Source organism: Nostoc sp. DedSLP03, from assembly GCF_034530815.1.
In the GTDB taxonomy this organism is placed as follows: Bacteria; Cyanobacteriota; Cyanobacteriia; order Cyanobacteriales; family Nostocaceae; genus Nostoc.
In genome coordinates this window covers 1-6088 of the sequence record NZ_JAVRCK010000177.1, presented here as the reverse complement: position 1 = coordinate 6088, position 6088 = coordinate 1, and the positions used below count along the sequence as shown (strand labels likewise).

7 protein-coding genes and 1 riboswitch are annotated in these 6088 nt (G+C 44.2%); of the genes, 6 read left to right on the top strand and 1 reads right to left on the bottom strand.

Annotation, left to right across the window (positions count from 1 at the left end):
* The first annotated feature begins 66 nt into the window (after positions 1–66).
* Positions 67–294 carry an alpha-ketoglutarate-dependent dioxygenase AlkB gene (locus RM368_RS37685; protein ID WP_322698794.1) on the top strand — a complete coding sequence of 76 codons (228 nt, stop codon included), beginning with the start codon at positions 67–69 and terminating at the stop codon, positions 292–294.
* Positions 295–380: 86 nt separating this feature from the next.
* On the opposite strand, the gene RM368_RS37680 is transcribed toward RM368_RS37685, so the two are convergent.
* Positions 381–1337 carry a cytosolic protein gene (locus tag RM368_RS37680; RefSeq protein ID WP_322698793.1) on the bottom strand — a complete coding sequence of 319 codons (957 nt, stop codon included), beginning with the start codon at positions 1335–1337 and terminating at the stop codon, positions 381–383.
* Positions 1338–1484: 147 nt separating this feature from the next.
* On the opposite strand from RM368_RS37680, the gene RM368_RS37675 reads away from it, so the two are divergent.
* The 5 genes from RM368_RS37675 to RM368_RS37655 all read left to right on the top strand — a co-directional run bounded on the left by RM368_RS37675 (position 1485) and on the right by RM368_RS37655 (position 5991).
* Positions 1485–1898 (top strand): hypothetical protein, encoded by a 414-nt coding sequence (locus RM368_RS37675; RefSeq protein WP_322698792.1) that lies wholly within the window; start codon positions 1485–1487, stop codon positions 1896–1898.
* Positions 1876–2868 (top strand): hypothetical protein, encoded by a 993-nt coding sequence (locus RM368_RS37670; RefSeq protein ID WP_322698791.1) that lies wholly within the window; start codon positions 1876–1878, stop codon positions 2866–2868. The genes RM368_RS37675 and RM368_RS37670 overlap by 23 nt, the downstream gene beginning before the upstream one ends.
* 2 nt (positions 2869–2870) lie before the next feature.
* The gene (locus RM368_RS37665; RefSeq protein WP_322698790.1) at positions 2871–4220 is read left to right on the top strand and encodes a replicative DNA helicase; all 1350 of its coding nucleotides are present in this window, start codon (positions 2871–2873) and stop codon (positions 4218–4220) included.
* Positions 4221–4261: 41 nt separating this feature from the next.
* Entirely contained in the window at positions 4262–4657 is a 396-nt protein-coding gene (locus tag RM368_RS37660; protein WP_322698789.1) for an ASCH domain-containing protein, read from the top strand.
* A 364-nt stretch (positions 4658–5021) separates the two neighbouring features.
* Positions 5022–5186: riboswitch (cobalamin riboswitch) on the top strand.
* Between the two features lie 25 nt (positions 5187–5211).
* Entirely contained in the window at positions 5212–5991 is a 780-nt protein-coding gene (locus tag RM368_RS37655; RefSeq protein ID WP_322698788.1) for an energy-coupling factor ABC transporter permease, read from the top strand.
* Positions 5992–6088 lie beyond the last annotated feature (97 nt).

The window sequence follows — 6088 nt, the reverse complement described above, 5'->3', positions numbered from 1 at the left end:
TAAAGACTTACCTGCACTACCTCCTGCTGTTTTTTAATTTGTCGAACTCACGTCAGTGAAGCTTCGATGGGATTTAACCCAGCCATCGCATCCATCAGTCTGGGTTCGGTTCGTAAATTCCAAATCAAGCCCATCGGGGGGAAGCCGACTGACTTCTGGCTGGAGCATGGGAGTCTGTTGGTGATGCTTCCAGGTTGTCAGAGTACTCATCTGCATCAAGTTCCTAAGACGAACAAAGTCGTTAGTACACGAATTAATCTTACTTTCAGACCGCACATCGGGGGAAGCAGATAACGGTACTTCATTGAGTGCGTAACTAATGCTAATTTCGGCACTTAAAGTCTACTGAACCTTGAAAACCAAATATCAAATAAATAATGCTAATTTTCTGGCGGAGTATCGGTTGTTGGCTGATATAAGGAACGCAATTCATCTAAGTTACTTGCAGTTTCTAGTCCTTTAAGAACTGCTCTTAATTGCTCGACATCTTCAAGAGTGGAAATTTCTGGTAATAGGCTTAAACCAAGAGTACCAAATTTCAGTTTCAAACCGACTTCAATCCCTTCTAACAAAGATTCCATACGAGCAATTCGCTCAAATGATGTCACGTACTGCATACGCACTTGTGCCTCCAATTGTTCAACTTCTGTTTTAAACTCTAGTTCTAAATCCAATGGTAACGTCAGCATCCAGTCAATAAAAACCAACAGGTTAATCACAGCCTCGCGTTCAAACCCCTGCTCATACAGCCGACGAACTAAAGCGAGTTTTAATTGTTTCCTTTGCAATCTATTACTGCGGGTTTGTACTGCTGCCAAGTGAGCTAACACCACCGTAGCAAACGGGTTACGGCTAGCTTCTAGCTCTCTCCTCCTTTGTTGATAGTCTAACAGCTTGATTATCGGAAACTGAAAATCAACTGTACACCCAAATAATTCATAACCAAATTGATTTGGTCGCCATTTGATGTTGTCATCTCCCAGTACCGCCAAGGATGCAACTGAACGATTGTAACGGTCGAAAATCCGGTAGTTGTATACAAACATACGCTTGGGAAAATCGGTTTCTTCTTGGCTTTGGACTTCTACGTGAATCAATAGCCATTCCTCTTCGCCGCCGATGCGGTAAATTTTCACCAATTTATCTATCAATCGCTTTCCTAACTCGGCATCCCGGACTACCTGCTGTAACTCCTGATCGAGAAACACAAAACCTCTACTCCAATCAATTTGAGCATGAGCTTGAGGAAAGAAAAATTGCATGAAGTCTTCAAAATACAACTGCAACATCTGCTTCCAGGGCGAATCGTATTCAGTTTGAGGTGTTTTATTAGCCATACTCAAAAATTGTTTATCTAAACTAGCCAGGAAGTGGATAACTTATGTTTAAGATCCCAACACAATTTCACTTCAATATTTGTCTTATCTTTCGTACTACATCAAGTTTAACAACAACAAATTTAGTATCTTCAGAGGTGAGGAAAAATGACTACTGATAGCTTCAGCGATAACAGAAAAAAACGCCATATTTACATGGATAGTAAACTTGATGATTTGCCTTTAACAATGGAGGCTTATCGTGTTTACTGCCATTTGTGCCGTCGCGCTGGTTGTGATAACAATGCTTTCCCTTCCTACAAATCTATCGGGGAAGCTTGTTTTCGTGGTTCTTTCCCAAACTCACCAACTGACAGTTTAAGACGAAAAGCGATCGCGGCGGTTAACGAACTAATTGCTTGGAATTTGATTCACAAAACCAGCAGAAGTGTTGATGGGCTACAAACATCAAATCACTACAGTCTCACAGATATGGAGGATTGGTTTACTGCTCCATCTACTCAATCTACTCTCATCCGAGGCAGTAAACAACAAAAGAGTGCTGGGGGGACACCCCGGTAGTGCTGGGGGAACACCCCCGGTAGTGTTGGGGGAACACCCCGGTAGTGCTGGGGGGACACCCAAAGATTATCCAATTAAAGATTATCCAATTGAAGTCTATCCACTCAAGGACGCGCCCCTGGCAACGCCCCCCGCGCCCCCCACCCAAGAGTGTGTGTGTGAAAAAGAAGAACTTGATTTAACAACGAAAGAAATTGAACTTGAAGAACCAACCCCAAAACAACTCATTTCGTTGTCAAAAAATTCCGATTCTTCGCAACAAACCGATAACCCCTCTTGTAGACCAACTATTGCGGCGGGGTCGTTCGAGAAATCCGAACAATCGAATAAGAAGCTGCAACTAACCTGTCTTTACAAGGCAGCCCGGAACGTCGAAGAACTGATTGATGCTTGGTTAACAGACCCAACTGCTATGAGTGATGATTCTGTGCCCCTGCTTGTCAGAGAAACAATCAAGTGGAATTGCTGGGTTTTACCTTGGCGCAGTGGACAGAGGAAGCTAAATAACCTCTACCAGAATTTCAACCCGATAGTCTTGGACTTCTTAGCACAAGAACTAGCCACGAAGTCTAAACGCTCGGCACAACTCGAAATTACTCATGCGATCGCAGTCATGAACACCTGGGAGAAAACCAAAGGGGGATGGACGAACCTGATGCAGCGTTATCACCAAGCACTGCAAACACAGAAACAACCCCTACCCCAACTGCATACTGCGACGGCAAAAAGACCAAGCAACACCACTAGCATCACGCTCGAAGATGCTTTGGCACAAGACCATAAGCGCCGTCAGCAAGAGCAATCCATTCGGGTTCCATCTAATGGGTATCAGCACAGCCAACAAATGCTGGAGCTAAAGGCAAAACTTCAAGCCAAAGCAAATGAGCCAAAAGTTTCGAGCAACACCAGACCATCTTCTACGAATTTGCGAGAAGTTGAAGCGCAGTTAAAATTAGCACTAAGAGCATGATTATGTACAGCAATCAAGACAACGTAGTTTCTTTTGCCCCTGATCGAAATCAAGTCAACTTGCCCCCACAAAACATTGAAGCGGAAGAAGCGATTTTGGGCGGGATTATGCTTGACCCAGAGGCAATGACTAGAATCAGCGATCGCTTTGTGACCCAAGCCTTTTACATCAGCGCCCACAAAGATATTTATCAAGCCGCAGTCCAACTTCATGCTACATACCAACCCACAGATCTACTTTCTGTCACCGCATGGTTGGCTGACCACAATTTGCTCAATCGCATTGGTGGCAGAAACAAATTAGCGACTCTGGTAGACCGCACTGTATCCGCCGTCAACATTGATGCTTTGGCGGATCTGGTGATGGAGAAATATCGACGGCGGCAGTTAATTAAAGCTGGGAATGAAGTTGTCAAACTCGCTTACGAAACAGAAACTGAACTACCGCTCGTACTAAATCTTGCTGAGGCGGAAGTTTTCACTGTTACCCAAAATCAAAGCGATGAACGCTGCAAGGTTTTCTCAGCACAAGACATGGGCATTGAACTTTTTCAAAAGTTGGAGATGGGGAATATGGCAGGTGACAGAGTTGGCTGGTACGACCTCGAAAATATCACCGGTGGCATTTATCCGAGCAGTTTAGTTGTAGTAGCTGCTGAATCCCACATGGGAAAAACGCATTTTATGATTTCTTATGCTTACGAAATCATGACCAAACTTGGAAAACCAGTTCTGTATGTAACTCCAGAAATGGATAAAAATCAACTCAATGCCCGAATGCTAGCCCGAATCACAGGCGTAGACGCTTCTATGATTCAAACCAATACTCAATGTTACTGGGAACAAATAGCACAAGGCATAGGACAGATGGTGGAACTGCCTTGGAAGGTTTACGAGCATTCCTCCCCTACAACCCCAATGATTGCAAGTGCGGTGCGCCGTGCCATTGCCGAATTCAGTGGTTCTATTGGTGCTGTGTTTATTGATTACTTGCAACAGATTCCTCTGGAGTCAGGCGGGAATATGGCTTTTGAAGTTGGCAAGATTACCCGCCAGATTCGGGATATTGCTAAGTCTCACAAAATCCCTGTTTTCTTGGGCTGTCAAATTAATCGGGGGAATCAAACTACGGCTGATAAACGCCCCAATCGTCATCTGTTACGTAACTCTGGTGAAATCTTTGAGGTTTGTGACCAGTTAATCATGCTTTACCGCGATGCTGTTTACACAAAAGACCCTAGCGATCGCACTATTGAGTTGATTGTTGAGAAAAACAGGCTTTACGGTAAGCTCGGCACTGCGACAATGTTATGCGATTTATCGACCTCGAAATTTTTGAACTTGGCAAAATAATTTGATGCGATGAACTTTTTTAAAGTTTTAGAGGTCGATATATGAAAGCACTTTCAGTTCGTCAGCCTTGGGCATGGGCAATCATTTATGCTCTCAAAAACATAGAAAACCGTGGCTGGCCTATCAATTATCGCGGCGACATTCTGATTCACGCTGCAAAAACCTGTACCAAGAAAGAGTATCAGCTAGCGGAAGAATTTTGCCAAGGGATGGGGCTAGTAATCCCAGAATTAATCTCTCTACGTCGCGGTCAAGTCATCGGTATTGTCACAATAGTTGATTGCAAGTTTTCACAAGTTGCGTCTGGCTGGGGGATGCCTGGGCAATACCATTGGAAGCTGGAGAATCCACGCGAGATTACACCGATTCCTTACATTGGACAACTGGGGCTTTTTGAAGTACCTGATGATTTGGTCAGGAGTGCGATCGCCTTATGAAATCAGTTCTTTCGCTTTTTTCCGGCATCGGCGGACTCTGCCACCACGGAATATCAACCGCAGGTCTATCCCACAAATTCCGAGTCCACCAATTTGTTGAAATTTCCGGCGTTGCTGGGCGTTGCTGAACTCAAGTATGAAATTTAAAAATTCGCTTTTTCTTTCCTCTTACTCTGCTGTGAATCTTACGAGCAATCGCCTAGAAATTATTATTTTCGTCACGCTCCCCTAAGACTTCTCCCGTGTAAGGGTTCACACAGGCAATCAATGTCCGCTCATCTGAAGTTGTTAACGTCACTTCTGCACTGCGATCTACACTTTGTGAATACCTGGTAAAAAATCGCTGTTCAAAATTAGTAATGGTGATATAGTTACTCCAATCGGTTCTGATGGGGAGCAGCCAATGGCTAAACGCCACGCTACGCTATCGGACGCAAGGGGGAAAGTCCGGTGTAAATCCGGCGCTGTCCCGCAACTGTAAACCAAAATTAGGTGAGTCAGGATGCCCGCCGGTTAGAATCAACTCGTTTACATAAATCTGCGAGGTACAGATTATGAACAGAAAAAAACAGGCGTTAGTCAGTCTAACCCTGATGGTAGTTATCAGTTTTTATCTAGTCATTGGTTTACCCAAACCCGCCTACGCCATGCACATTATGGAAGGTTTTTTACCTGTGCAGTGGGCAATTTTTTGGTGGATTGTGGCATTACCATTTTTTCTACTAGGATTGCGTAGTCTGACTCGCATTACCCAAGCTAACCCGGAACTGAAGCTACTCCTGGGCTTGGCTAGTGCTTTTACTTTCGTGCTGTCAGCATTGAAAATCCCTTCTGTAACAGGTAGCTGTTCTCACCCAACAGGGACGGGATTAGGTGCGGTGCTATTTGGCCCCCTGACTATGACGGTTTTGGGTAGCTTAGTATTGTTGTTTCAAGCTTTGTTACTGGCGCATGGTGGCTTGACGACGCTGGGGGCAAATGCTTTTTCGATGGCGATCGCTGGACCATTTGCGGCTTACTGGATATATAATCTGACAATCAAGTTGGGTGGTAAGCAAAAAATCGCCATATTTTTAGCAGCTGCGATCGCAGATTTACTCACCTATATTATCACTTCTATCCAACTCGCCCTAGCTTTTCCTGCACCTGTTGGTGGGTTTCTCGCTTCATTTACCAAGTTCGCCGGAATTTTCGCCATTACTCAAGTTCCCTTAGCAATTAGTGAAGGATTGCTAACTGTGTTGGTGTGGAACTGGCTGCAATCTTATAATCCTCAAGAATTAGAATTGCTGAAATTAATCAAATGGGAGCCCCAAGGAAATGAGTCAATCTAAAAAAGGGTTGAGTAACTGGCTGTTGGTAGTAGCTGTATTAGCTTTAGGTGATTTTTTAAAAAGAAATTACCAGCTAAAGTGGTCGAATCAAGATATC